Origin of the sequence: Flavobacterium sp. 9AF (assembly GCF_902506265.1) — a bacterium.
GTDB lineage: Bacteria > Bacteroidota > Bacteroidia > Flavobacteriales > Flavobacteriaceae > Flavobacterium.
In genome coordinates, this window is record NZ_LR733556.1 from 2546319 (window position 1) to 2571635 (window position 25317).

20 protein-coding genes, 2 tRNA genes and 2 rRNA genes (1 of these 24 cut by a window edge) are annotated in these 25317 nt (G+C 32.2%); 13 read left to right on the forward strand and 11 right to left on the reverse strand.

Translation table 11 applies throughout. The features are described 5' to 3' along the window. Positions 1-2: 2 nt before the first annotated feature. The 3 genes from HALO113_RS11670 to HALO113_RS11680 all read right to left on the reverse strand — a co-directional run bounded on the left by HALO113_RS11670 (position 3) and on the right by HALO113_RS11680 (position 3417). Complete coding sequence (locus tag HALO113_RS11670) at positions 3-1646, reverse strand: glycosyltransferase family 39 protein (protein WP_159779186.1); 1644 nt, start codon at positions 1644-1646, stop codon at positions 3-5. Between the two features lie 98 nt (positions 1647-1744). After that, positions 1745-3130 (reverse strand): NAD-dependent succinate-semialdehyde dehydrogenase, encoded by a 1386-nt coding sequence (locus HALO113_RS11675; protein WP_370519369.1) that lies wholly within the window; start codon positions 3128-3130, stop codon positions 1745-1747. 8 nt (positions 3131-3138) lie between these two features. Continuing rightward, complete coding sequence (locus tag HALO113_RS11680) at positions 3139-3417, reverse strand: hypothetical protein (protein WP_159779187.1); 279 nt, start codon at positions 3415-3417, stop codon at positions 3139-3141. Between the two features lie 180 nt (positions 3418-3597). Here HALO113_RS11680 and tgt point away from each other — a divergent pair, with 180 nt between their 5' ends. From tgt to dnaB, 5 genes are all read left to right on the forward strand, one after another. Beyond that, entirely contained in the window at positions 3598-4728 is a 1131-nt protein-coding gene (gene tgt / locus HALO113_RS11685; protein WP_159779188.1) for a tRNA guanosine(34) transglycosylase Tgt, read from the forward strand. A gap of 13 nt (positions 4729-4741) precedes the next feature. Next, complete coding sequence (locus tag HALO113_RS11690) at positions 4742-5821, forward strand: LptF/LptG family permease (protein WP_159779189.1); 1080 nt, start codon at positions 4742-4744, stop codon at positions 5819-5821. Next, positions 5808-6719, forward strand: a complete 912-nt coding sequence (locus tag HALO113_RS11695; protein ID WP_159779190.1) for a DMT family transporter — start codon at positions 5808-5810, stop codon at positions 6717-6719. The genes HALO113_RS11690 and HALO113_RS11695 overlap by 14 nt, the downstream gene beginning before the upstream one ends. Positions 6720-6769: 50 nt before the next feature. After that, complete coding sequence (locus HALO113_RS11700) at positions 6770-7723, forward strand: acetyl-CoA carboxylase carboxyltransferase subunit alpha (protein WP_159779191.1); 954 nt, start codon at positions 6770-6772, stop codon at positions 7721-7723. 152 nt (positions 7724-7875) lie between these two features. After that, the gene (gene dnaB, locus HALO113_RS11705; RefSeq protein WP_159779192.1) at positions 7876-9423 is read left to right on the forward strand and encodes a replicative DNA helicase; all 1548 of its coding nucleotides are present in this window, start codon (positions 7876-7878) and stop codon (positions 9421-9423) included. A 54-nt stretch (positions 9424-9477) separates the two neighbouring features. On the opposite strand, the gene HALO113_RS11710 is transcribed toward dnaB, so the two are convergent. Together HALO113_RS11710 and HALO113_RS11715 are read right to left on the reverse strand one after the other, a co-directional pair. Next, complete coding sequence (locus HALO113_RS11710; protein WP_159779193.1) at positions 9478-9987, reverse strand: hypothetical protein; 510 nt, start codon at positions 9985-9987, stop codon at positions 9478-9480. Between the two features lie 108 nt (positions 9988-10095). After that, a complete protein-coding gene (locus tag HALO113_RS11715; RefSeq protein WP_370519381.1) occupies positions 10096-11322 on the reverse strand; it encodes a T9SS type A sorting domain-containing protein in 1227 nt (408 codons plus the stop codon). 520 nt (positions 11323-11842) lie between these two features. Between HALO113_RS11715 and HALO113_RS11720 the strand changes: the two genes are divergently transcribed. The 4 genes from HALO113_RS11720 to HALO113_RS11735 all read left to right on the forward strand — a co-directional run bounded on the left by HALO113_RS11720 (position 11843) and on the right by HALO113_RS11735 (position 16426). Further along, positions 11843-12631, forward strand: a complete 789-nt coding sequence (locus tag HALO113_RS11720; RefSeq protein ID WP_159779195.1) for a sensor histidine kinase — start codon at positions 11843-11845, stop codon at positions 12629-12631. Between the two features lie 35 nt (positions 12632-12666). Then, positions 12667-13350 carry a response regulator transcription factor gene (locus tag HALO113_RS11725; RefSeq protein ID WP_159779196.1) on the forward strand — a complete coding sequence of 228 codons (684 nt, stop codon included), beginning with the start codon at positions 12667-12669 and terminating at the stop codon, positions 13348-13350. 164 nt (positions 13351-13514) lie between these two features. Beyond that, positions 13515-14708, forward strand: a complete 1194-nt coding sequence (locus HALO113_RS11730; RefSeq protein ID WP_370519382.1) for an asparagine synthetase B — start codon at positions 13515-13517, stop codon at positions 14706-14708. A gap of 125 nt (positions 14709-14833) precedes the next feature. Next, positions 14834-16426: a T9SS type A sorting domain-containing protein gene (locus HALO113_RS11735; protein ID WP_159779198.1), complete on the forward strand. Its 1593-nt coding sequence runs from the start codon at positions 14834-14836 to the stop codon at positions 16424-16426. A 35-nt stretch (positions 16427-16461) separates the two neighbouring features. On the opposite strand, the gene rlmF is transcribed toward HALO113_RS11735, so the two are convergent. The 6 genes from rlmF to thrS all read right to left on the reverse strand — a co-directional run bounded on the left by rlmF (position 16462) and on the right by thrS (position 21521). Next, the gene (rlmF, locus tag HALO113_RS11740) at positions 16462-17403 is read right to left on the reverse strand and encodes a 23S rRNA (adenine(1618)-N(6))-methyltransferase RlmF (protein ID WP_236554664.1); all 942 of its coding nucleotides are present in this window, start codon (positions 17401-17403) and stop codon (positions 16462-16464) included. A gap of 20 nt (positions 17404-17423) precedes the next feature. Continuing rightward, positions 17424-18185 carry a hypothetical protein gene (locus HALO113_RS11745; RefSeq protein ID WP_159779199.1) on the reverse strand — a complete coding sequence of 254 codons (762 nt, stop codon included), beginning with the start codon at positions 18183-18185 and terminating at the stop codon, positions 17424-17426. Positions 18186-18265: 80 nt separating this feature from the next. Continuing rightward, positions 18266-18610 (reverse strand): 50S ribosomal protein L20, encoded by a 345-nt coding sequence (gene rplT / locus HALO113_RS11750; protein WP_159779200.1) that lies wholly within the window; start codon positions 18608-18610, stop codon positions 18266-18268. A gap of 105 nt (positions 18611-18715) precedes the next feature. Next, positions 18716-18913 carry a 50S ribosomal protein L35 gene (gene rpmI, locus HALO113_RS11755; RefSeq protein ID WP_130736572.1) on the reverse strand — a complete coding sequence of 66 codons (198 nt, stop codon included), beginning with the start codon at positions 18911-18913 and terminating at the stop codon, positions 18716-18718. A gap of 86 nt (positions 18914-18999) precedes the next feature. Beyond that, complete coding sequence (gene infC / locus HALO113_RS11760) at positions 19000-19551, reverse strand: translation initiation factor IF-3 (RefSeq protein ID WP_159779607.1); 552 nt, start codon at positions 19549-19551, stop codon at positions 19000-19002. A 29-nt stretch (positions 19552-19580) separates the two neighbouring features. Continuing rightward, positions 19581-21521 carry a threonine--tRNA ligase gene (gene thrS, locus HALO113_RS11765; protein WP_159779201.1) on the reverse strand — a complete coding sequence of 647 codons (1941 nt, stop codon included), beginning with the start codon at positions 21519-21521 and terminating at the stop codon, positions 19581-19583. A 1038-nt stretch (positions 21522-22559) separates the two neighbouring features. Here thrS and HALO113_RS11770 point away from each other — a divergent pair. The 4 genes from HALO113_RS11770 to HALO113_RS11785 form a co-directional block, all read left to right on the forward strand. Then, positions 22560-24077 (forward strand): 16S ribosomal RNA (locus HALO113_RS11770). A 78-nt stretch (positions 24078-24155) separates the two neighbouring features. Further along, a tRNA-Ile gene (locus tag HALO113_RS11775) sits at positions 24156-24229 on the forward strand. Positions 24230-24309: 80 nt separating this feature from the next. Then, positions 24310-24383, forward strand: a tRNA-Ala gene (locus HALO113_RS11780). Between the two features lie 112 nt (positions 24384-24495). After that, a 23S ribosomal RNA gene (locus tag HALO113_RS11785) occupies positions 24496-25317 on the forward strand (it continues 2053 nt past the right edge of the window). Together the 16S and 23S rRNA genes with 2 tRNA genes alongside form the textbook arrangement of a ribosomal RNA operon.

The window sequence follows — 25317 nt, forward strand, 5'->3', positions numbered from 1 at the left end:
TTCTATTGATCTATTTGGATTAAATATCGGTAATTTAAAACATCTTTTCTCTTGTTTTCTAATAAAAAATTCAGTTTTAAAATGGTGATGCGATATTGATTAAATGCTTTTTTGGAAATTATTTTCAAATTGGAATCTTCTATGTCTTTTAATTCTTCTTCATTTATATAAATCCAAGTTTTTTCATTACAATTTTTTAATTCCTCTTTACCAATGACTTTGGTAAACGAATTTTGGGAATAAAAATTAAATAAATGGGAAGATTTATTATATAATACGACCTTTTCTGAAGGATGATTTTCTCGAATCCATTTTGCAGCCATGGCATCTGATTGGAAGGTGACTAATTTTGGGTAAAATAGAAAGGACATTAATACATTTAAAATGAGTATGGGACTAATGTATTGTATAATAAAATCTTCAGATTTCTTTCTGAAAAAGAAAAGAATGAAAATTTGTATTAGTATTAAAATAATTAGCAGAAAATAATTTTCTTTAAAAAAAAGAATTGGATATATAATAAGAAGTATCAAAACGATATAGCCAAAACTTACATTCACTACAATCCAATTTTTCATGCTTTTCATTGAAATTTTGGATAGATATTCACCAACTAAAATAGCTGCAAAAGGAAAGGTTACAAAAACATAATGTGGTAATTTGTATTTAGATAGTGATAAAAAGAAAAATAAAGCGGTAAAACCAACAAAACTGATAATTTCAGGACTTGCTTTTTTATCAAAAAATAATTGCTTTATCTTAAAGTATACTGCAAATAGTAAAGGGAAAAACCATGGAAAAAAGTCCCATAGACTAGTTCCTATAAAGAAATGCCAAGGAGTATTATTGTTCCAAATATTTTCACCCGTAATTCTTCCAAAACTTTGCAACCAATAATAAAAATACAATCCTTTTTGTCCTTTGATTCCATTTGTAATTTTATCGGGTTGTAAATCAAATTGATGGTACAAACCATACGACATGGGAAATAATACTAATGCCACAACAAGTACTGCTAAAAGCCATTGGAATGAAAATAGATGCCTCCATTGCTTTTTATAAATAAGATGTATGCCAATAGGGAACAAGATAGCTACCAATCCAATTGGGCCTTTCGCTAACATGGCCAGTCCAATAAATGCAGAAGCAAAAATAAGATGCTTTATTTTTCCAAAGGAGAAATACAGTCCAAATAACCAACAACTAACCATAACACAAGAGGTTAAAATAGCGTCTGTTCGTACGTCATTGGTCATTAAAAAATAAGCTTGAGAGGTTGCTAATATGAATAAGGCATATTTGGCTATTTTTGGAGTATAATAAAGGATACAAAAGCGGTATAAAGCATACAAGGAAAACAGTAAAAATAGAAAAGAAGGTAGTTTGTAAGCAAAATTTGAACTACCAAATATCTTTATACTAGTACTTGAGAGCCAAAACAATAATGGAGGTTTATCTAAATAATCCTTTCCAAATTCTTTGACTTCTAAATAGGAATTGGTTTGAGCCATTTCAGCTGAAATTCCTGCATATTGTGCTGCATCTACAGCCATAATATCTAAAAACAAGTTGTGAATATATACAACCAATATTGTTAGAAGAATGATTTTTTCAAATTTGGTAAACGACTTCAAAAAAGAAAACATAAAATACAATTGTTATGTTGCAAAGAAACAAATAAAAAAAGGATTGTATTTTATGTTTTTTGAATTTTACTTTAATTAAAATTTATAAAAGAAATTCTTTATAAGCTTTCACCTTCTTTAAGAATGCGAATTAATTTTTTATTTACGAATTCATCAATACCTAACGGTGACATTTCTCTTCCATAACCAGATCTTTTGGTACCACCAAATGGAAGTTCGACTGAAGATTTAGTAGGATGATTGATGAAAACCATTCCAGAATCAATTTGATGTGCTATTTCCTTTCCTTTTTCAATATCTTTTGTAAATACGGAGCCTCCTAAACCAAATTCAGTGTCATTAGCCAAAGCTATAGCTTCTTCTACAGTTTTAACAATATAAAAACTAGCTACTGGTCCAAAAAGTTCTTCTTTATAGATTTTCATTTTTGGCGTAATATGACTAATAATTGTCGGTTCTATAAAAGCCCCTTTTAGCTTCGCTCTTTTTCCACCAATTTCAATTTTTGCCCCTTCTGAAACAGCAGTTTCTACCTGCTTTAATATAGTTTCAAGTGCATTTTCACTTGAGAGAGGCCCTAATTCTGTATCCGCTTCTAAAGGATTACCAAGTTTTAACTTGCTCATGGCGGTTTTAAATTGAGTTAAAAATTCGGAAGCAATTTTTTCCATCACAATAAAGCGTTTGGCCGCAATACAACTTTGTCCATTGTTAACTGTTCTCCCTTTTATAGCTAAAGAAACGGTCCTTTCAATATCAGCATCTTCTAAAACAATAAAAGGATCACTTCCTCCTAATTCTAATACCGATTTTTTTATATATTTTCCAGCCATCATGGCTAATTCAGAACCTGCTTTTTCACTTCCAGTTAAAGAGGCACCTTGAATCCGTTTGTCTGCAATAAGTTTAGTTACTTTGGAACCTCTTACAAATAAATTGGTATATACGCCTTCAGGAGCACCAGCTTCTTTGAAAATATCTTCAATAGCTTTAGCACATTGAGGTACTATAGAAGCATGTTTTAATACAATAGTATTTCCAATCATGATATTGGGTGCTGCAAAACGAGCTACCTGATAAAACGGAAAGTTCCATGGTTCAACTCCTAATAAAACACCAATAGGTGTTTTTTTTATATAAGCTTCACCTGAATCAACCTCTATTTTTTCATCTTTAAGGAATGTTTCACCATGTTTTGCATAATATTCAAATATAGAAGCAGCATAATCAATTTCGCTTTCAGCTTGTGCTAAAAGTTTTCCCATTTCTAAGGTAATTAATTTGGATAATTCTGCTTTTTTGGAACGTAAAATAGTACCTACTTTGTTTAAAATAGTAGCCCTTTCTTGGTAACTACTTGTTCTCCAGTTTAAATATGCAGTATGTGCTTTTTCAAGAGCATGATCAATTTGTTCATTAGTCATTTCGTCAAAAGACTTTAAAATTTCTAATGTAAAAGGATTTGTAGATTTTATAGACATCATAGTATTGTTTATTTTGTGTCTGCCTGACTGTAATAGTTGTTCTCTTCATCTTCACTTCCAATGGCTTCTTGTTGATCGTCTAAGGAAGCTCCTGGAACATCTAAATCAGCACCCAAAGTTACAGTTTTATCAATAGCTTGAGGATTTTTTTTAACTTTAGAAGTGTCTTCTGGATCCACATCCATTTCTTTTTTGTCTTGATTATAGATGTCTTCAGATGCAGGATAGTTTAAGTCTTTTAAATTAGACTCAATTTCACTTTCTTTTGGATTTTTTATATTTTTCATGATAGAATATTTAAATAAGTTTCATACAAAGTTCTTACTTTTTTAATTTTTTTAAGTTACATATTTTTTATCAAATCTTCTATAATTATGATGTCATTTCTGTTCTTATCTGTTAAATAATAGTATAAATTATAAATCTTCGTTTGGAAAACAATTATATTTGCCCTGTAAAATTTTTATATGAAGTTTGAATTATTAAGTAAAGACCCAAAAAGTAAAGCAAGAGCTGGAAAAATTACGACAGATCATGGTGTTATTGAAACACCTATTTTTATGCCAGTTGGAACAGTTGCATCGGTAAAAGGAGTGCACCAAAGAGAGTTGAAAAACGATATTAATCCAGATATTATTTTAGGAAATACCTATCATTTGTATTTACGTCCACAAACGGATATTTTAGAAAAAGCAGGAGGTTTGCATAAGTTTATGAATTGGGATAGAAATATCTTAACTGATTCAGGAGGTTATCAAGTATATTCACTGTCTTCGAATAGAAAAATTAAAGAAGAAGGTGTAAAATTTAAATCTCATATCGATGGTTCGTATCATTTTTTTTCTCCAGAAAATGTAATGGAAATACAGCGTACCATTGGAGCAGATATTATCATGGCTTTCGACGAATGTACCCCTTATCCCTGTGATTATCGATATGCAAAACGTTCGATGCATATGACACATCGTTGGTTAGATAGATGTATTACGCATTTAGATAAATTGCCTTTTAAATATGGATATGAACAAACTTTTTTTCCAATTGTTCAAGGAAGTACTTATAAAGATTTACGAGAACAATCTGCTGAATATATAGCGAATGCTGGTGCACAAGGAAATGCTATTGGAGGATTATCTGTAGGAGAACCCGCAGAAGAAATGTATGCCATGACCGAGGTTGTTACAGCTATTTTGCCAGAAGATAAACCAAGGTATTTAATGGGAGTTGGTACACCCATAAATATTTTAGAAAATATTGCTTTAGGAATCGATATGTTTGATTGTGTAATGCCTACTCGAAATGCTAGAAATGGAATGTTATTTACGGCAAACGGTTCTATAAATATTAAGAATAAAAAATGGGAAGCAGATTTTTCACCCATTGACGAAATGGGGCATACTTGGGTAGATTTAGAATATTCAAAAGCTTATTTAAGACACTTATTTGCTGCTAATGAATTTTTAGGAAAGCAAATTGCAACCATTCATAATTTAGGCTTCTATATGTGGTTAGTACGTGAAGCGAGAAGACAAATTCTCGCGGGTACATTTAGAGAATGGAAAGATAAGATGGTTATTCAAATGAGTCAACGATTATAAAGCAAATTGCAAAATGAAATTAATAGACAAATATATTTTAAAACGTTATTTGGTTACATTTTCTGTAATGTTACTTTTATTCATTCCAATTGGAATTGTTATTGATGTTTCAGAAAAAGTAAACAGAATGATTGAGCGGAAAGCTCCTTTTAATGAAATTGTTGTCTATTATGGAGATTTTATTATTTATTTTGCCAATTTATTATTCCCTATTTTTTTGTTTTTATCCGTTATTTGGTTCACTTCTAAACTAGCGAATAATACTGAAATTATAGCTATATTAAGTTCGGGTATCTCTTTCCAGCGTTTTTTAAGACCATTTTTAATTGGAGCAACAATCGTTTGTATTTTTGCTCTATTGATGGGTTTTTTCTTGGTGCCAAAAGCAAGTAAAGGATTTTTGGATTTTAGGAATACCTATTTGAGAGGAAATAGTAGTAAAACGATGGAAACATCTGATATATTTAGACAAATAAGTGAAGGTGAATATATTTATATAAGTAATTATAATTTTTTATCTAAAACAGGTTTTAATTTTACTTATGAAAAATTTAAAGGCAACAAGTTAGTAGAGAAAGTAAATGCTAATAGAATAAAATATAATGAAAAAAATAAAAATTATACTTTGTATAATTATATAAAGAGAGATGTAGGTATAAATAATGACATTTTAGAATCAAGTGAGAAAAAAGAGGTTAATTATAGTTTCGCTCCTGATGAGTTGACCCCCGTTTTTTATATAGCAGAAACTATGACTATTGGCGAATTGTACTCTTTTATTAATAAAGAAAAGAAAAAGGGAAATACTCGTATTAATGCATATCAAGTTATATTGTATAAAAAATTTAGTTTACCCGTTTCGGCTTTTATCTTAACTATTATTGCAGTAGCAGTTTCCTCTATGAAAAGAAGAGGAGGTATGGGAGTTAATTTGGCAATTGGAATTGTAATTGCATTTACATTTATTTTCTTTGACAAAGTATTTGGTACTATAGCAGAAAATTCAGATTTCTCACCATTGTTAGCAGTTTGGATTCCTAATATTGTTTTTGGTACTTTAGCTTTTTATTTACTTCGCAATGCAAAAAGGTAACTATTTAAAGAATTATTTGCATCTTCATCTAATTGTGTTTATTTGGGGATTTACGGCTATATTAGGAAAACTAATTTCTCTAAAAGCATTAGATTTAGTTTGGTATCGCATGTTTTTTGCAACTATTTTTATTGCTTTATTTATAGGATTAAAAAAGCAATCTGTTAAAATTTCTTTGAAAACTTTTGTAGGATTTGCATTATCAGGAATTATAATTGCTGGACATTGGTTTACTTTTTATGAAGCTATAAAAGTGTCTAACATTTCTATAACTTTAGCATGCTTGTCTACTGGGGCTTTTTTTGCTTCTTTAATTGAACCCATTTTATACAAAAGAAAAGTGGTGGGTTATGAAGTCTTGTTTGGAATTATAACTGTAATTGGTTTAAGTATTATTTTTAAAGTTGAAACGCAGTATAAAATGGGTATCTATCTTGCTGTAACTTCCGCATTTTTATCTGCTCTTTTCTCTGTAATTAATGGAAAATATGCTAAAGAATACAATGCAAATATTATTTCTTTTTATGAATTAGGTGTTGGTGTACTATTTTTAAGCTGTATTATGTTATTTAATCAAAAGTTTGATGCCTCTTTTTTTTCTTTATCTACTAAAGATTTAATTTGGTTACTAGTGCTTTCATCTATATGTACTGCTTATGCTTTTTCGGCTTCTGTAAAAGTGATGAAAATTATAAGTCCTTTTACGGTTATGTTAACCATTAATTTAGAACCAATTTATGGAATTATTCTAGCCTTAGTTATATTTAGTGACTCCGAGCACATGAATTCTATGTTTTATGTGGGAGCATTCATTATTCTAGCAACAGTTATTGCTAATGGTGTTGTTAAAAATTATAAAAAAAGAAAACTAAATCAGCGTCAATACAACGTTAATTAATTTGAAAATTTTATCTTTGTAAAGACAAACGAAACCCAAAATTTAGTCCAATGGAATATTTAGATTTTGAATTACCTATCAAAGAACTTGAAGACCAATTAGATAAATGTGTTATCATTGGCCAAGAATCAGATGTTGATGTTACTCAAACCTGTCAACAAATAGAAAAAAAATTAGAAGAAACTAAGAAGAATATATATAAGAATTTGACTGCATGGCAACGTGTTCAAATGTCAAGACACCCTAATCGTCCCTATACTATGGATCATATTAAGGCATTGTGTGGAGATACTTTCTTAGAACTTTTCGGAGACCGTGCTTTTAAAGATGATAAAGCAATGGTAGGAGGATTGGGAAAGATTGATGGTCAATCTTATATGATTATTGGTCAACAAAAAGGATATAATACTAAAACGCGTCAGTATCGTAATTTTGGTATGGCAAATCCTGAAGGTTATCGAAAAGCATTACGCTTGATGAAAATGGCAGAAAAATTTGGAATCCCTGTAGTTACTTTAGTAGACACTCCAGGTGCTTATCCAGGATTAGAGGCTGAAGAAAGAGGTCAAGGTGAAGCTATTGCTAGAAACATTTTGGAGATGATTCGCCTTAAAGTGCCAATTATTACTGTTATAGTGGGAGAAGGAGCTTCTGGAGGTGCTTTAGGTATTGGAGTAGGTGATAGAGTATATATGTTAGAAAATACATGGTATTCAGTTATTTCACCTGAGTCTTGTTCTTCTATTTTATGGAGAAGTTGGGAATATAAGGAGCAAGCTGCTGAAGCTTTAAAATTGACTGCTACAGATATGAAAAAACAAAAATTGATTGATGATATTATTCCTGAACCATTAGGAGGAGCGCATCATGACAGAGAAACCACTTTCAGAACAGTTGAAAAATACATTACTAAAGCATATAACGAATTGAAAGAGTTATCAACAGAAGATTTGATAATGCAACGTATGGATAAATATAGTAAAATGGGTGAATTTAAAGAATAATTCATTTTGCCTTCGATTTTAAGTCCGAAGCATGATTGTTTCGGATTTTTTTTGCGTTATAAACAAAGTTAAAGAGGTTATAAACAGTTTTTTAACAGACCGATATTAATAATTACAATTCAAAATAGTTAAATTTTGGTTACCTTCGCGTTATGGAAAATATCAGAAATAGTAGTCCTTTAAAAGTAGATAAAACGACTATAATTAATTTAGAAAGAGGAAAATTGCCTCCACAAGCAGTTGATTTAGAGGAAGCTGTGATAGGTGCAATGATGATTGATAAGAAAGGAGTTGATGAAGTAATTGATATTTTACAACCAGATGCTTTTTATAAGGAATCGCACAAGTATATTTTTGAGGCTATTGTGCAATTGTTTAATGATACACAACCTATAGATTTACTTACGGTTTCTGCTCAATTAAAGAAAAATGGTAAATTAGATTTAGCGGGAGGAGATTTTTATTTGATTCAATTAACCCAAAAGATATCTTCTTCCGCACATATCGAATTTCATTCTAGAATTATACTACAAAAATTTATCCAAAGAAGTTTAATAAAAATATCTAGTGAAATTATTGAGGAATCATATGATGAAACGACTGATGTTTTTGATTTGTTAGATAAAGCAGAATCTAAATTATACGAAGTAACGCAAGGAAACATTAAAAGAAGTTCAGAAACGGCTCAAAGTTTGGTTATTCAAGCCAAAAAAAGAATTGAAGAAATAGCAGGGAAAGAAGGTTTGAGTGGTATTCCTACCGGTTTTCATGATTTAGATAAACTAACTTCTGGCTGGCAACCATCCGATTTAATTATTGTTGCTGCGCGTCCTGGTATGGGTAAAACGGCTTTTACACTATCTATGGCTAGAAATATGGCTATTGATTATCAAGCGCCTGTTGCTTTTTTCTCTCTTGAGATGTCGTCAGTACAGTTAATTACTCGATTGATTTCTTCAGAAACTGGTTTGTCTTCTGAAAAATTGCGTACTGGAAAATTAGAAAAACACGAGTGGGAACAATTGTCTATTAAAGTAAAAGATTTAGAAAAAGCGCCTTTGTATATAGACGATACACCTTCTTTATCGATTTTTGATTTACGTGCCAAAGCTAGACGATTAGCTTCTCAATATGGAATTAAAATGATTGTAATTGATTATCTTCAATTGATGACAGCAGGAGGAAATGGAAAAGGAGGAGGTAATAGAGAGCAAGAAATTTCAACTATATCTAGGAATTTAAAAGCTTTAGCTAAAGAATTAAATGTGCCTGTTATTGCCCTCTCTCAGTTATCTCGTGCTGTGGAAACACGTGGTTCAAGTAAAAGACCTTTGCTTTCAGATTTAAGGGAATCGGGAGCTATTGAACAGGATGCAGATATAGTATCTTTTATATATAGACCAGAATATTATAAAATTGATGAATGGGATGATGAGGAAAGAAGCCCTACTCAAGGTCAAGCGGAATTTATTGTAGCTAAACATAGAAATGGTGGTTTAGATAACATCCGATTGAAATTTGTGGGAAGTTTAGGAAAATTTGATAATCTAGATGATTTTAGTTCTCCATTTGATGAATTACCTTCTAAAATGAATTTAGATGATCAAAACCCATTCGCAACACCTAATCTACCTTCTCCAAATGAAGCTTTTGGCAGTAGTTTTAATTCTGACGATGATGATTCTGATGTACCTTTTTAAAAAAATCAATAAAAAAAGAGATTTCAATTTGAAATCTCTTTTTGTTTGTCATTATTATTTTATTAAATGAAAATTAAATTTTGATAAAGTATAATTTTCTCTAAAATCATTTTTTGGACTATCTTCAATTTTTAAATTTGGATTATATTTCCAAATAGAGCAATGTATATTGCAACCAAATTTTGATAAATATATTTCACTTATTAATGGTTTATAGCCCTCAGCAGTTATTTCAATTTCAATTTTTTCTATAACTTTATTGTTTATACTAGAAAAGCCAGTTTTAATTTCATAAAAGCTATCTTCAGTCTCTAAATATTGATCATATGATAATCTACTTTTGAGAGGTTTTATTTTCATGGAAACTTTATTAATTGGTTCTAAAGTTATCGCATCAACAAAATTACCTTTAAGAATAATCTCTCTATTTGAAAAACTTGATGATAAATTTATCTTATTATTAATTTTTTTTTCTGTTTCAAATGAGTATAAATTGGAACCCGATAATAAAAGTGAACCAGTTGTAAAGGCACTCATTTTTTTTACAAAATTTCTTCTTTCCATAATGTTTGGATTGGTTATTAATGCAGTAATACTGATAAAAAAATAAAAGGGTTGTTACGAGAATTCATAACAACCACTTTTAAAATTATCGTTAGTTAAAAGTAATCATTATTTTTTAATTATAAGTCTCTGAGCTTTCATTTGATTGTTCGATAAACTCTTGATAAAATAGATACCATCTGCTAAATTATCAATATTAATATTGTTTTCAATATTCGAAACCACCTTGAAATTTCTAACAGTTTGACCTAGTTGATTTACTATTACAAAATCATCTTCTTTATCCGATTCAATTGTAATTATTCCATTACTAGGGTTTGGATAAATGATAAAATTAATATTGTTTTCAAATCCTTTTATATCTAAGGCTGTAACGGTATAACAAGTTGATTCTACATTACATCCATTAAAAGTTATAGAAACTTTATAATCTCCAAGACTTGAAGGTGTAAAATCTTGATTGGTTTCTCCAACTAATAATGTATTTGGACATTCATACCATTGGTAAGTCATACCTGCATCACTAGCATTTGCTGATAGAATTCCTGTTGTGTTTTCAGAAATTGTATTGTCAATTGCTGTTGGTTGTGTAATTGTAAAGTTAACTGAAGTAGTACAGCTATTCGCATCGGTTACAGTACAAGTCCATGTGCCAGCAGTTAAACCGGTTACAGAAGGAGTTCCATCTCCAGTTGGGTTACCAGGCGTCCAATTATAAGTATATCCACCAGCACCACCAGTTGCTACATTTACAGCTGCTGCACCATTCGCTTCTCCATTACATGCTACATCTGTTTGAGAAGCAGGAGTAAGGGATAAAGCTGTTGGTTGTGTAATTGTAAAGTTAACTGAAGTAGTACAATTATTCGCATCAGTTACAGTACAAGTCCATGTGCCAGCAGTTAAGCCAGTTACAGAAGGAGTTCCATCCCCAGTTGGGTTACCAGGAGTCCAATTATAAGTATATCCACCAGCACCACCAGTTGCTACATTCACAGCCGCAGCACCATTCGCTTCTCCATTACATGCTACATCTGTTTGAGAAGCAGGAGTAAGGGATAAAGCTGTTGGTTGTGTAATTGTAAAGTTAACAGAAGTAGTACAGCTATTCGCATCGGTTACAGTACAAGTCCATGTACCAGCAGTTAAACCGGTTACAGAAGGAGTTCCATCACCAGTTGGGTTACCAGGAGTCCAATTATAAGTATATCCACCAGCACCACCAGTTGCTACATTCACAGCTGCAGCACCATTTGATCCACCATTACAAGCAATATTGGTTTGAGAGGCAGGAGTAAGTGAATTGATACACCTATCAAAATTTTTAGTTTTTATTTATTAAGTATTTTAGTTATCCAAATATTTGTAAGTGTTTTACAGTATTTAAAAGAAAATAATCTTTATTTGTCTCATTTTTATTTTATCATTCAATTTCTTCTTTTAAGTCTTTTTTATTACAAAATTTTAAATAATTCTTTTCAAAGGAAAATAATTAAAATTACCGTACCACTTTGTTTAGGAATACTCAGTTTACAATATTATTTAAACTTTGAGTCATTTGATAAGTTTAATTTGTTTGAAATTTTTATTACCTCATTCCTTATTATTATTTTTTCTATGTTTCATTTTTATAATATTCTAAATGAAAAGAAAGAATATTATTATTTAAATACTGGAATACTATTATATTTGTTTGGTAGTACAGTATTATTTATTTCTGGGAATTTAATTACAAGATTAGAACTTGCTTCAAGTGAGATAATATGGATTTTAAATTCTTTTCTTTATATAATTTATCAAATATTTATACTGCTAGAATGGAAGGAAATTTTTTACAATAAAAAGGAATTAAATTATGATAAATGATAGAGAACTTGTATCAGCAATTGTTTACACTTTTATTGCTTTTATTTTATTAACGGTTTCTCTATTGGTCTTTATCTATTATTCCAGAAAAAAAATTATTCAAAAAGAAATTGAAAAAAAAGACTTAGAGATTAAATACCAAAAAGAAATGTTGAATGCAGCGATTCTTACACAAGAAAAAGAACGCAAAAGGATAGCACGCGATTTGCACGATGATATTAGTTCTAAAATAAACATTATTTCATTAAACAGTCATTTCTTAACAGTTCCTAATCTTTCTGAGCAAGAAATTAAAAATATAACGTCTAATATTGTTGATGTTTCTGCTAAAGTATTAGAAAGTACCAGAAGAATTTCTCATGATTTATTGCCACCAATCTTTGAAGAATTTGGAATTCATGTGGCAATTGAAGAACTTTGTAGTAATTATACTATTCCAGGTGACCTTATGGTAAATTATTCTAATCCATTTAAACAGGAAATCTTTGATGAAATTGATAGAAAAACGCATTTGCATCTTTTTAGAATTATTCAAGAATTAGTTAATAATTCTATTAAACATGGTAAAGCAACAAAAATTGATATTTATTTGGAAAAGAAGAAAAAAAATCGATTATTAAAATATAAAGACAATGGAGTAGGTTTTGATATGCAAAAGGAAAATGCCAAAAAAGGATTAGGAATGAAAAATATAGAAAGTAGAGTAGAATTTTTAGATGGTAAATTTAAATTTGATAGTGCAGTTAACCAAGGAGTACAAGTAACTTTAAGTTTTTAATGAAATCAAAATATTTTGATTAAAATCGATCGACAATGAGCACTATAAAAATTATTTTAGCAGATGATGAACTTCTTTTTAGAAAGGGAATTCTTTTTATGCTGGAGAGAGAAAGTAACATCGAAATTATTTATGAAGCTTCTAACGGTGAAGAATTGGTCAATTATTTAAACGAAAATCAAGACAATTTACCTGATATTATTTTAATGGATTTAAAAATGCCTATGCTAAATGGTGTAGAAGCAACAAAAAAAGTTCATAAAAAATTTCCAGAAATACGAATTATAGCTTTAACAAGTTATGATACTAAACCGTTTATCATCAATATGATTCAAGAAGGAGCTTCTTCCTACTTAGTCAAAAATGCCTCACCCAAAGAAATGATTTCTACCATTAATGAAGTGGCATCCAAAGGTTTTTATTACAACGATTTAATTATGAGTATTATTCATGAGGGGTTAATTTTTGGTACAAAGAAAACCAAAAGTACTTTTGATGAAGAATACCTCACTACCAGAGAAAAAGAAATATTAGAACTCATTTGTGAACAATTAAGTACCAATGAAATAGCTGAAAAACTATTTATTAGTCCGAGAACTGTGGATGGACATAGAAACAATTTGTTGCTAAAAACGGAATCTAAAAATATAGCAGGATTAGTTGTTTATGCTATTCAAAATAAAATTGTAACTTTAAAGAATATAACTGATAAAATGTAAATCATAATTTGATTTAACTTAGTTATTAATTTATGATATTTTTAAATTCAATATATAACATTTTATTTATCTTTGAAAAAACTGTTGTTGCATTGAAAAAATATCTTTTCATAGTATTTATATTATTCACTTTTTCAGCGAATGCCTCTTTTATTTTGTTGCCAATGGAAGCTGAGGGACAACAAAATCATTTAAAAGCCTATGGAATAACCTATTGGGCTTTAGATAAAAGTTATAAAGTGAGTTGGCTACTCAATTATCGTGGAGGGGCTTTCCTTTTACCCGACGATGGTGTTATAAGAAAAGAATGTCAAATAAGAGGCGTGAGTTTCGAAATTTTATCAGATGCTGCTGCCAATTCAATCTTAGAAGAAATAAGTAGTCCATCCCAAAATATGGAAACTGTTGTGTTAGAAAAAGCACCTAAAATTGCTGTTTATACACCTAAAGGCAAACAACCTTGGGATGATGCAGTAACTATGGTTTTAACTTATGCAGAAATTCCTTATACTGAAATATATGATGAAGAAGTTTTAAGTGATCAATTGGTTTTATATGATTGGTTGCACTTGCATCATGAAGATTTTACTGGACAATATGGTAAATTTTTTGGAGCTTATAGAAATGCACCTTGGTATATTGAACAAAAAAAACAAGCGGAAGATTTAGCTAAAAAATTGGGTTATTCTAAAGTTTCAGAAGAAAAATTAGCTGTATCAATTAAAATTCGTGACTATGTTATTGGAGGAGGATTCATGTTTGCCATGTGTTCTGCGACAGATAGTTTTGATATTGCATTAGCAGCTGAAGGTGTAGATATTTGTGAGTCTATGTTTGATGGAGATCCTAGTACGCCTAATTATCAAACAAGGATAGATTATACCAATTCATTTGCTTTTAAAGATTTTATTCTTGAGAGAAATCCTGAAAAATACGAATTTTCAAATATTGATACTACTGAAGATCGAGTAAAAAAAAGAGTTCCTTTTGAAAAAGATTATTTTTCTCTAATGGATTTTTCAGCAAAATGGGATCCAATTCCCACCATGCTCTGCCAAAATCATACCCAGTTAGTAAAAGGTTTTATGGGGCAAACTACAGCTTTTAATGCAAGTACTGTAAAAGCTAATGTGTTAACTTTAGGTGAATGTAAAATTAATGGAGAAGCAAGATATATTCATGGTACAAAAGGAAAAGGGATGTTTACTTTTTATGGAGGACATGATCCAGAAGATTATCAACACCATGTAGGTGATGCTCCTACAGTTTTAGATTTGCATCCAAATTCTCCTGGATATCGTCTTATTTTAAATAATGTATTATTTCCTGCGGCTAGAAAGAAAAAACAAAAAACATAATATATTCCATTTTAAATTTAATTTACTTTGAAATTAATATACAAACTTCTGCGTTCCGTCCCAAAAAACTAAAAAGTCTTTTTTTTTAGTTTAATTTTGCTTTATAAATATAAAGCTCTAATCTTATGAAACTAAAACATTACTTATTATTAATGGTACTTTTTGTTCATTTAATTTCCTTTGGACAAATTTTAGATCAATTCAATACACCTGCAGGAACAGGTGGAGGTGGTTTTGTTGTATCTCCTACTCAAAACGTAGGACAATCTTTTATTGCTGGATTAACAGGTAGATTAGTTCAAATAAATGTATTTTATAATGATGACGCAAGTTATTACGTTGCTGGAGAATTTCAATTAACCATCTATGAAGGAGAAGGTTATAATGGAACTATTCTTGGTACTGAAAATTTCACTTTGAATACTTCTCCAGCTGATGGAGAATATATAATACCTATTACATCTAACATTCTTATTTCTGCAAATGCGACATACACTATACGATTAGACGGTATTACAGGTAGTGGAATTTTCTTAGGAACTACTAATGGTGCGACTGGTACTTATGCCAATGGAACATTGTATGTTTATAATAGTCAATCTTACAATGAATATGACTTATGGTTTAAATCTTTTATAGCAGCGGCATCTCATTTAAATTTTGATGGTATTGACGATTTTGTGGTCTTAAATAATTTTGAAAGACCTGAAGCATTCACTTTTGAAGCGATGATAAAAACGAATACAACTAGTGCAGATGCTTGTTTATTTTCTTGGATGAGGGATGATGATGTTGATACAGGTAATGATTTTAATAGAACTAGAATAACTATTGCAAATGGTTATTTAAGATTAATAGTTCACACTATTTATGGACCTAGCAGTAATGGTAATGATGTAATTACTGGGAATATTACTGTTAATGATAATGTTTGGCATCATATAGCAATTGTGAAAACAGATGCTACAAATAACAATGTCTTTTTATATGTGGATGGTGTTCTTGATGTAACGGGTACTACTGATATAAATTTTCTTAGTTCACAAAGTATTTTTCTTGGGGCAAATGGTTATAAATATTTTGCTCCACCTTTGACGAATAAATATAATTCCAAAAGTAATGGCTTAAGTGCTAGAGAAATTAATGATTTACCCACTCCCATTGATTTTTATCAAGGGAATTTAGACGAAGTACGTGTATGGAATAGGCCTTTATCTCTGTCTGAACTTCAAAATAATCAAAATTGTGAATTAGCTAATCCTAGCACTCAAACTGGATTAGTTGCTTATTATCAATTTAATCAAGGTGTGGATAGCGAAAACAATAATAGTGTAATCACTTTAACAGATGCTTCTGGAAATGGTTATAATGGAACATTAACAGATTTTTCATTAAATGGTGTAACGTCAAATTGGATTTCAGGATCGCCAATTGTTACAGGTAACAATTGTTCGCCATTTTTAAGTGCAACTGATTTTGCTATAAATAATCAATTAAATATTTATCCTAATCCAACAAGAAATGAGGTAACTATTCAATTTAACGCTTTAACAAATCCTCAGTTACAAATAATTGATATGAATGGTAGAATTTTACTGAATGAATCGTTAAATTATTCAAATAAAACCTTAAATATTGAGACATTACCATTGGGAATTTATTTATTTAAAATAGACGCAAATGAAGGTACAGCGGTTAGTAAGGTTATAAAACGATAATATTTCCAAAAGGCTTCTTAAAAAAGAAGCCTTTTTTATTTCCAATGGATTATTGACCAATTTTCTCTTTGTTCTTCATTTAAAAATGTCCAAGCAATAAAACGACTTATTTTATTTCCTTGCTTCATTTCAATAGTTTTAATTTCTAGGGCATTTACTTTTTTCAAATGGTTGTAAAAAGACCTTAGATTTTCTTTTTTTGAGACTAAAGAGGTAAACCAAAGACATTGTTTCTTAAAATGAGCACTTTCATAAATCATATTGGTAACAAATGCAAGTTCGCCTCCTTCGGTCCATAATTCGTTATTTTGTCCACTAAAATTAAGAATGGGTTTACCTTCTTGAGCTTTGCCTAAATTTTTCAGTTTTCTTTGCGTACCTTTTGTAGCTTCTTCTCTAGAATTATGAAATGGTGGGTTGCAAATAACAAAATCAAAACGGTCGTTTTCAAGAATGCAATTTTTAAATATATTTCTCTTGTTTGACTGAATTCTTAAAGTGACATCTTTTTGTAATGAGGCATTTTTTTCTACAATTTGAGCACAGGATTTTAATGAGGGAACATCAGTTTCTGTTCCAACAAATTGCCAACCATATTCACTGTTACCTATAATTGGATAAATACAATTAGCTCCCACACCAATATCTAAACCTTTTATAATTCTTCCTTTTGGAATTATTTTTTTATTTGATTCAGCTAATAAATCTGCAATATAATGGATATAATCTGCTCTACCTGGAATGGGAGGGCAAAGGTTCGTTTTTGGAATATCCCAAAATGAAATATTATAATAGGATAATAATAAACTTTTATTTAAAGCTTTAACCGCATCTGGTATTGCAAAATCGATGGTTTCATTGCCGTATTTATTTATAAAGACAAACTCCTTTAATGAAGGGTTTGTAGCTATTAATTCTTGAAATGAATAACCAGAATTATGTTTGTTTCTTGGATGTAATTGTTTTTTTGTTTCCAATTTGGAAAAAATTAAAATTGCTATAAAATATTTTTTGATTCTAAATTAATTAACGCTTTGAAGAGGTCTTTGGTATTTAAATCTATAAATCGAATACTTTTACCTTTACTATAATTAAATGCAAACTCTTCTTCAGTAACTTCCATATCATCTGTCATGGTATTTGTTGTAATAATTTTTACAATATCATTTTCAACATCATATTCTTGTTCTATTTGGGAACCTGCACCTATATCATAAGTTGAAAAATTAATTAATAGGATATCATCATTTTCAAATTTAAAATCTAAAAATGTATTACCACAAGGACCATAACAAAACATCCTTATTTTTATATAATGATCTTTTATTTCAATTTCTTTAGACCCATTTGTTGGTTCATCTGAAGAAAAATAGTATTCTTCTGTTATCAAAGAACGATTATGTGCCATTAAGACATACGAGTTAGAGATGTTTTGATATACTAAAATACTTTCAGATATTTCGGAGGACTTATCTTTCTCTTGTATAATTACTACAGCGTCTTCTGTTTCATTATTATCTATTAAACCAAGGTAAAAATCGATAATAATATACTGTTTGTCTTTATAGTCTTTTTCAATAGAAGATAATAATTGTTTTGGAATTTTTGATTTTATAGTATCTAAAGTAGTTATTTCTACCTCTTTTAAGCTGTCATTACTTATTTCAATGTCTTGTTCTAATTCAATCGATTCCTGTTTTCTTTTTTCACAACTTACTATTATGAATAGAGAAAAAAGAAAGCAAAGTATTTTTTTCATTTTTTTAATTCAAATATAAATAAAAATCCCAATCTAATGATTGGGACTTCTATATAAGTAAGATAAACTGGTTTGACGTATTATTTAATTTTTTTAACGATAGCTGCGAAAGCTTCTTGGTGATTCATAGCTAAATCTGCAAGAACTTTACGGTTCAATTCGATATTGTTAGCTTTAATTTTACCCATGAATTGTGAATAACTCATACCGTGTAATCTTGCACCAGCGTTAATACGCATAATCCATAAAGCACGGAAGTTTCTCTTTTTTTGCTTTCTATCGCGATAAGCATAAGCCATTGCTTTTTCTACCGCATTTTTAGCTACTGTCCAAACGTTTTTACGTCTTCCAAAGAATCCTTTGGCTTGTTTTAATATTCTTTTTCTTCTAGCTCTACTAGCTACTCTGTTTTTTGCTCTTGGCATAATTTTAAATGTTTTTTGTAGTAAGGCGGTTTTTAAACACTTTTGAATTGTAATTTCAATTCGCCCACTCCAGGGTTATTAATTTATTTAAACCTAAACAACAAATTAAATAATATTCAATTGTTGTTTAATACTCTTCTCATCTGTTTTGTGAACCAAAGTAGAATGAGTTAAAGCTAATTTACGCTTTTTAGATTTTTTAGTCAAAATGTGACTCTTAAAAGCATGCTTTCTTTTAATTTTTCCAGAACCAGTAACTTTGAAACGTTTCTTAGCACTAGATTTTGTTTTCATTTTAGGCATTTTCTTCCTGTATTTAATTTGTCTTACTTATATTTTATCAAAACTTGCTAAGGATTCTTTAGATACCTAAACAAGATGTCATTTTCTTATTTTACCTTCTTTTTTGAAGCTAAATACATAATCATTCGTTTTCCTTCTAAAACAGGCAATTGTTCTACTTTGCCGTATTCCTCAAGCTCTTGAGCCAAACGTAGTAAAAGAATTTGTCCTTGCTCTTTATATATAATAGAACGTCCTTTAAAGAAAACAAATGCTTTTAATTTTGCCCCATCTTGTAAAAACTTAATGGCATTTTTCTTTTTAAACTCATAATCATGTTCGTCTGTCTGCGGACCAAAACGGATTTCTTTAATAACAACTTGAGAAGATTTTGCTTTTAGCATCTTTTCACGTTTTTTCTGCTCATAAAGAAATTTACCATAATCCATCAATTTACAAACAGGTGGCTCAGCATTAGGAGATATTTCTACTAAATCTACTTCTTGCTCTTCTGCAAGACGTAATGCTTCACTAATTTTGTAAATTCCTGGTTCAATGTTTTCACCTACTAAACGTACTTCAGGAACACGAATTAAATTATTAATTCGATGTGTCGCTTTCTTTTCTTCGCGAGGATTACTACCTCTGTTGTTTTTAATTGCTATGGCTTTAAAAATTTAAGTTAAACTTAGAATTGTTTTAATGTTTTATTTATTTCTTCTTGAACTATTTCAGCAAATGCTTCAACAGTCATTGTTTCATTTGATTTTCCATCATCACCATGTCTTCTTACGGAAATAGTGCCATTTTTCGCTTCTTCCTCCCCAACAATCAACATAAAAGGATACTTTTGCGTTTCTGCTTCACGTATCTTTTTACCAATAGTTTCATTTCTATTGTCTAATAGGGCGCGAATTTCGTAATTTTCTAGCAAATTTAAAACTTTTTGAGCATAATTTTCATATTTCTCACTCAAAGACAATATTATAGCTTGTTCAGGCATTAACCAAATGGGGAAATTTCCTGCTGTATGCTCTAATAAAATGGCAATAAAACGTTCCATACTTCCAAATGGCGCACGGTGAATCATTACTGGTCTGTGTAATTCGTTATCACTACCTTTATATGTTAATTCAAAACGCTCTGGTAAATTATAATCTACTTGAATCGTTCCTAATTGCCAACTTCTACCTAAAGCATCTTTAACCATAAAGTCTAATTTTGGGCCGTAAAATGCAGCTTCACCTGGTTCAATGACATAATTCAAGCCTTTATCTCTTGCTGCGCTAATGATGGCATTTTCTGCTTTTTCCCAGTTTTCTACACTTCCTATATATTTATCTGGATTTTCTAAATCTCTCACAGATACTTGAGCTGTAAAATTTTCAAATCCTAAAGAACCAAAGACATAAAGAACCAAATCAATTACATTTTTGAATTCAGTATCTAATTGATCGGGTGTACAAAAAATATGAGCATCATCTTGCGTAAAACCTCTAACACGAGTTAATCCATGTAATTCTCCACTCTGTTCATATCTGTAAACGGTTCCAAATTCTGCATAACGTTTTGGTAAATCTTTATACGACCATGGACGCGCATTGTATATTTCACAATGATGTGGACAATTCATAGGTTTTAATAAAAACTCTTCTCCTTCTGCAGGTGTGTGAATGGGTTGAAAACTATCTGCACCATATTTAGCATAATGCCCAGAAGTAACATATAATTCTTTTTGACCAATATGTGGAGTAACCACCTGTTCGTAACCTGCTTTTTTCTGCGCTTTTTTCAAAAATTGCTCTAAACGATCGCGTAAAGCAGCTCCTTTTGGTAGCCATAATGGTAGCCCTTGTCCTACCTTTTGGGAAAAATGAAATAATTCTAATTCTTTTCCTAATTTACGATGATCTCTTTTTTTAGCCTCTTCTAATAATTGAAGATATTCGGTCAAATCTTTTTGCTTAGGGAATGAAATTCCATATACTCGAGTCAATTGCTTGTTCTTTTCGTTTCCTCTCCAATATGCACCTGCTACAGAAAGTATTTTCATAGCTTTAATAATTCCTGTGTTTGGAATATGACCTCCTCTGCATAAATCTGTAAAAGTAGCATGATCGCAAAATGTTATTGTGCCATCTTCTAAATTCTCAATTAATTCAGTCTTAAATTCATTGTCCTTATACATGGCTAAAGCTTCTGCTTTGGAAACCGAACGCATTTTAAATTCATGTTTTTCTCTTGAAATTTCTAAAACACGATCTTCTATTTTCTTAAAATCCGCATCTGTAATCTTTTTATCTCCAAAATCAACATCATAATAAAAGCCATTATCAATTGCTGGACCAATCGTTAATTTTATGCCAGGATATAATTCTTCCAATGCTTGAGCCATAACGTGTGATGTAGAATGCCAAAATGCTTTCTTGCCTTCATCGTTATTCCAAGTGTATAATACAAGAGAACCATCGGTGGTTAGTGGAGTAGAGGTTTCAACGGTTGCACCATTAAAAGCAGCTGAAATTACATTTCTTGCTAAACCTTCGCTTATACTCAAAGCGACATCCATAGGAGTTGTGCCATTTGCAAACTCCTTAACCGAACCATCCGGTAAAGTAATCTTTATCATTTGTTAAAATTTAATGAGGTGCAAATATAATACAATAGAAAAACAAACACAATATATATAGGTATACTATTTTATTAATTTTCAGGAGCACGGCTTAGGTAAGATAAAGATTTATGTTCCCGCTTTTCGTTGTATCTTTTTATTTTTAGGTAAAAAAATAAAAAGGATGCCACTACAATCGGGGCTAAGCGAGTGGTTTTGTTTTTCAAGAGTCTTTTTTTTATATCATATATATAGTACAGTCATGTTATCTTTTTATTTTTAGGTAAAAAAATAAAAAGGATGCCACTACAATCGGGGCTAAGCGAGTGGTTTTGTTTTTCAAGAGTCTTTTTTTTATATCATATATATAGTACAGTCATGTTATTAGAAAATCGTTAAAAAGGGGATTGTTTTAAGCAATAAAATAAAAAGTTGTATTTTTTTATTTTGTAAGTTGCTTGTAATCAATGTAAAGAAAAATTCAGCAAAAAAAAGTTTAAAAAAGATTAGGATTGTAATAAAAAGATACTACTTTTGCACCCGCAATACAGGCAAGTTCATTGAGAAATTTTGAAACAGTTAACGAAAGTTAAGGCAAGAAAAAAAAGAAAATTTTTTTTTAAAAAAAGCTTGTTAGTTTCAAAAAAAGAATTACTTTTGCACCCGCATTAACAGGGAAGTTCATAAAGGAATTGATAGATTAGCTGCGAGGTTAAGATTGGTAAAAAAAACGAAAAAAAAATTCAAAAAAAATTTGCCAGAATCAAATAAAGGATTTACCTTTGCAACCCGCAAATAGTTGCGACGTTCATTTGAAATTTTGGGTTTAAGTTTGAAGAAAAAAAATTAAAAATTTTTTCAAAAAAACTTGCCAGATTAAAAATAAGTTGTACTTTTGCACCCGCTTTAAGAAACAAGCGAAAAACAAGAAGACACGTTCATAGACATATTGGATTGACAGCACGATTTAAATCTTAGGATTTAGATTGTAAAATTTAAGAGAGTAAGACGCGAAAAGAATTAAGTTAGCGAATTATCGTACAATATTAAAAACATACGATGAAGAGTTTGATCCTGGCTCAGGATGAACGCTAGCGGCAGGCCTAACACATGCAAGTCGAGGGGTAGAGGAAGCTTGCTTCCTTGAGACCGGCGCACGGGTGCGTAACGCGTATGCAATCTACCTTGTACAGGGGGATAGCCCAGAGAAATTTGGATTAATACCTCATAGTATCTTCGGAAGGCATCTTCTGATTATTAAAGTTCCAACGGTACAAGATGAGCATGCGTCCCATTAGTTAGTTGGTAAGGTAACGGCTTACCAAGACGATGATGGGTAGGGGTCCTGAGAGGGAGATCCCCCACACTGGTACTGAGACACGGACCAGACTCCTACGGGAGGCAGCAGTGAGGAATATTGGACAATGGGCGCAAGCCTGATCCAGCCATGCCGCGTGCAGGAAGACGGCCCTATGGGTTGTAAACTGCTTTTATACAGGAAGAAACACTCCCTCGTGAGGGAGCTTGACGGTACTGTAGGAATAAGGATCGGCTAACTCCGTGCCAGCAGCCGCGGTAATACGGAGGATCCAAGCGTTATCCGGAATCATTGGGTTTAAAGGGTCCGTAGGCGGCCTTATAAGTCAGTGGTGAAATCTCCTAGCTCAACTAGGAAACTGCCATTGATACTGTAGGGCTTGAATTTTTGTGAAGTAACTAGAATATGTAGTGTAGCGGTGAAATGCTTAGATATTACATGGAATACCAATTGCGAAGGCAGGTTACTAACAAACGATTGACGCTGATGGACGAAAGCGTGGGTAGCGAACAGGATTAGATACCCTGGTAGTCCACGCTGTAAACGATGGATACTAGCTGTTCGGTTTTCGGATTGAGTGGCTAAGCGAAAGTGATAAGTATCCCACCTGGGGAGTACGCACGCAAGTGTGAAACTCAAAGGAATTGACGGGGGCCCGCACAAGCGGTGGAGCATGTGGTTTAATTCGATGATACGCGAGGAACCTTACCAGGGCTTAAATGGGAGACGACGTACTTGGAAACAGGTATTTCTTCGGACGTCTTTCAAGGTGCTGCATGGTTGTCGTCAGCTCGTGCCGTGAGGTGTCAGGTTAAGTCCTATAACGAGCGCAACCCCTGTCGTTAGTTGCCAGCGAGTGAAGTCGGGAACTCTAACGAGACTGCCGGTGCAAACCGTGAGGAAGGTGGGGATGACGTCAAATCATCACGGCCCTTACGTCCTGGGCCACACACGTGCTACAATGGCCGGTACAGAGGGCAGCTACCTAGTGATAGGATGCGAATCTTTAAAACCGGTCTCAGTTCGGATCGGAGTCTGCAACTCGACTCCGTGAAGCTGGAATCGCTAGTAATCGGATATCAGCCATGATCCGGTGAATACGTTCCCGGGCCTTGTACACACCGCCCGTCAAGCCATGGAAGCTGGGGGTGCCTGAAGTCGGTGACCGCAAGGAGCTGCCTAGGGTAAAACTAGTAACTAGGGCTAAGTCGTAACAAGGTAGCCGTACCGGAAGGTGCGGCTGGAACACCTCCTTTCTAGAGAAAAGATAATAGTTATTTAATTTAGGGGTTTTACTCTCGCTGTTAGTTCAAAAAAAAGAATCTAAAATACAGAGTCTCGTAGCTCAGCTGGTTAGAGTACTACACTGATAATGTAGGGGTCGGCAGTTCGAGTCTGCCCGGGACTACTATTTTAAGATTTAGAGGAAATTCTAGAGGTTGGGATTCACAATTCATAATTCTGAATTCATAATTCTGAATTTAAATTGGGGGATTAGCTCAGCTGGCTAGAGCGCCTGCCTTGCACGCAGGAGGTCATCGGTTCGACTCCGATATTCTCCACGAATCACGAGAGTGATAAAAGTTCATTGACATATTGAGAAAAGATACAAAAATATAATAGAAAGCACAAATTTTTTGGGTGTTACGTAAGTAATACTTTAAAACGTAAGTACAATAAGCAAAATAAGGGCGTATGGGGAATGCCTAGGCTCTCAGAGGCGAAGAAGGACGTGATAAGCTGCGAAAAGCTACGGGGATTGGCACATACGAATTGATCCGTAGATATCCGAATGGGGCAACCCAATGCATTGAAGATGCATTACTCCGATAGGAGGGCGAACCCGCTGAACTGAAACATCTAAGTAGGCGGAGGAGAAGAAAACAAAAGTGATTCCGTAAGTAGTGGCGAGCGAACGCGGATTAGCCCAAACCAGAGTTGTTACGGCAATTTTGGGGTTGTAGGACTGCGATATTCTATGCGGATTGAATTAGAATAACCTGGAAAGGTTAACCAAAGAGGGTGATAGTCCCGTATAAGTAAGAGAAGATATAGATAGCAGTATCCTGAGTAGCGCGGGGCACGTGGAACCCTGTGTGAATCTGGCGGGACCATCCGCTAAGGCTAAATACTCCTGAGAGACCGATAGTGAACCAGTACCGTGAGGGAAAGGTGAAAAGAACCGTGAATAACGGAGTGAAATAGATCCTGAAACCATACGCTTACAAGCGGTCGGAGCCCTTTCGTGGGGTGACGGCGTGCCTTTTGCATAATGAGCCTACGAGTTACCGTTGCTGGCAAGGATAAGTACTTCAGGTATGGATCCGTAGCGAAAGCGAGTCTGAATAGGGCGCTTGAGTCAGTAATGGTAGACGCGAAACCGTGTGATCTACCCATGGGCAGGATGAAGCTGTGGTAACACATAGTGGAGGTCCGAACCGGTTGACGTTGAAAAGTCTTCGGATGACCTGTGGGTAGGGGTGAAAGGCCAATCAA